The sequence below is a fragment of the Micromonospora sp. MP36 genome, from assembly GCF_008119785.1.
Taxonomy (GTDB): domain Bacteria; phylum Actinomycetota; class Actinomycetes; order Mycobacteriales; family Micromonosporaceae; genus Micromonospora.
This window is the reverse complement of the sequence record NZ_VSFA01000249.1, coordinates 1-1,516: the sequence shown is the minus strand read 5'-3', so window position 1 is coordinate 1,516 and position 1,516 is coordinate 1. Positions and strand designations below refer to the sequence as shown.

At 69.5% G+C, this 1,516-nt stretch carries 1 protein-coding gene; it reads right to left on the bottom strand.

Annotated elements, in window-relative coordinates; translation table 11 throughout:
- The coding region (locus FXF52_RS40995) for a tetratricopeptide repeat protein (RefSeq protein ID WP_148805015.1) at positions 1-1,264 on the bottom strand (1,264 nt) is incomplete at its 3' end.
- Between the last annotated feature and the right edge of the window lie 252 nt (positions 1,265-1,516).

Here is a 1,516-nt window from a genome sequence, read left to right as displayed (position 1 = left end):
CGGCTACATCCCCCTGCTCGGCAAGCAGCACCCCCAGGCTGATCGCCGCCCTCGGGGCGTGATCGGTGTGGCCGGAGTCGGCCGCCCGCTGATAGGCCTCACGGGCCCCGGCTACATCCCCCTGCTCGGCAAGCAGCACCCCCAGGCTGTACAACGCGAGCGAGGTATGACGCTTCTGGCCGGAGTCAACCGCCCGCTGAACGGCCTCCCGCGCCCCGGCCACATCCCCCTGCTCAGCAAGCAGCAACCCCAGGCTGACCAACGCGAGCGAGGCGTGATCAATGTGGCCGGAGTCGATCGCCCGCTGAACGGCGTCCCGCGCCCCGTCCACATCCCCCTGCCTAGCAAGCAGCAATCCCAGGTTGGCCAACGCGAGCGGGGCGTGATCGGTGTGGCCGGAGTCGATCGCCTGCTGAAAGGCGTCGCGCGCCCCGGCTACATCCCCCTGCTCGGCAAGCAGGGTCCCCAGGCTGGCCGCCGCCCTCGGGGCATGGTCGGTGTGGCCGGAGTCGATCGCCCGCTGATAGGCGTCCCGCGCCCCGTCCACATCCCCCTGCCTAGCAAGCAGCAATCCCAGGTTGGCCAACGCGAGCGGGGCGTGATCGGTGTGGCCGGAGTCGATCGCCTGCTGAAAGGCGTCCCGCGCCCCGTCCACATCCCCCTGCTTAGCCAGCAGCGCCCCCAGGCTTTCCGCCGCACTCGGGGCCCAGTCGGTGTGGCCGGAGTCGATCGCCTGCTGAAAGGCGTCCCGCGCCTCGGCCAGATCCCCCTGTTCGGCAGCCAGCACCCCCAGGCCGACCCATGCGATCGGGGCGTGATCGGCATGACCAGAGTCGGCCGCCGGCTGAAAGGCGTCCCGCGCCTCGGCCAGATCCCCCTGTTCGGCAGCCAGCACCCCCAGGCCGACCCATGCGATCGGGGCGTGATCGGCATGACCAGAGTCGGCCGCCCGCTGATAGGCCTCACGCGCCCCGGCCACATCCCCCTGCTCGGTAAGCAGCAACCCCAGTCTCACCATTGAGGGGACATGACCAGCATCAGCAGCCCGGCGAGCGGCTGTCTGCGCATCGGCGATCCGTCCCGCGATGTAGGCAGCACTCGCGATCTGAAACCACGCATCTGCGGCGGAAGTCCCGTCGATCACTGCCTGCCAGCTATGGGCGGGCACATCGCCGACCGTCGGGGTGCTGGTGGCATAGTCGAGCAGGATGTCCGAAACCTGGTACCCGTCGACCTCCCCGACCTGGGCGGCGATCGTTTCCATCGGCGCGATATCCCCGCGTACCGCCCGACATGCCCACTCCAACCCTTCGTCAAGCCACCGAGACTGGGCAGCCTGCGCCCGCTGCCCCGGGGGTGAGATAGGACGGTGCCAGCGCCTCGATCACCCCTCGTGGAATCGGCTCTGGGTGCCCACATCGGCGTGCGTCCACCATGGCTGAGATGACGGCTCGCCCATACGGATCGCCGCCATGCCGCCAACGGGTGATCAGCTCCGTCTTGTTCGCCAGCGTGG